We start from the raw sequence: 1,177 nt of genomic DNA on the forward strand, positions 1-1,177 counted from the left end.
ACATTGCGAACAAGGCGGGCGAGTTTATCACGATTTTTTTAGGATTGCTGACCAAGTGGTTTGGATTTTGACGCAGTTTTAAGCGAAAGAGCTGATATTTCAAGATGAATTCTGCGAAGAGAAGTTCTGTGTTGACTTAAATCAGCGTGTTGAGAGGAAGTTCAGAGAGTTGAAAGCTACCTAATGTTCTCAGTTCCTTTTATGAAACTCAGCGGTTTAAGGTAGCTCTCAATGCATTCGAATCGATCGAGCGGCTATTTGGCGCGCTTCAAACTGTTCTTGGTGAAATCACCATCCGCTAGCCCAGTTTGGAAGGCATAGTTTGACCACGTAAGGTCGGTTGATTTTCCAGTTTGATGGTTTTGCATGAGCATCATTTCTGGACGCCAGTATTGACCCAAATATTGCTGATAGCCTTTAAAATCGAGTGTTTTGAGTAAGGACTTTTTGCGATCATAAAATTCGATTTTGATAACGCGATATTCTGTTTGGTCAATCCAAGCGATTTGCTTGGTGTAGCCAGAATATTTGTCAGTAGGAGTACGTTCCACCACGAAGCACTCCAGATCACCGCAGGCCTCATCATTAAGGTAGTTATAGGTATACTTTTCGACTTCTTGTGAACTCAAATCTTCAAACGCGAATTCACTGCCCATGAACGGGCCTGATTTATTTCGTGATGCAATGCGTTTTACACGTTTCAATGCGGGGAGAAACAGCCATTGATCATCAGCTTCAGTTTTATGAGAGAAGGTGAGTAGGGCGGTGCCGCGTACATCTTTGGGTTCATCAAAGATGGTCATGCTCTTATCGCCATCATCTTCAACTTCAAGGCTTTTAACTCGCAAAGAGCGAATACTTTCTTCACCTTGTTTATTGCGCAGAGTCATTGTCATATCAGCGGTGGAGTCTTGCCAGCCCTGATTACGCTTGTCGCTTTCAATAGCGATTTCTAAGCCTTTTTCTTGAGGTGTTTGTGCGAATAGGTTGCTCGCGAAAACGACGGATAAAGCAAGCAAACTTGTTTTTATAATTGGACGCATAAAGGTCTCCTTAAAAATCCTGTCCAGCGTGGCGCATAGCTTACGCGCTGTGCCAGAGAGGCTTCAAGGAGATACTGCTGAATGGCGCTGGAATAGTCTGTTCAGCGACTGAGACTTGCGGGGGTTACGCGCAA

At 44.1% G+C, this 1,177-nt stretch carries 1 protein-coding gene; it reads right to left on the reverse strand.

Annotation, left to right across the window (positions count from 1 at the left end; translation table 11 throughout):
- Positions 1 to 254: 254 nt before the first annotated feature.
- Positions 255 to 1,043, reverse strand: a complete 789-nt coding sequence (locus A3762_RS13645) for an outer membrane lipoprotein-sorting protein (protein ID WP_068756109.1) — start codon at positions 1,041 to 1,043, stop codon at positions 255 to 257.
- Between the last annotated feature and the right edge of the window lie 134 nt (positions 1,044 to 1,177).

This window comes from Oleiphilus sp. HI0125, from assembly GCF_001635355.1.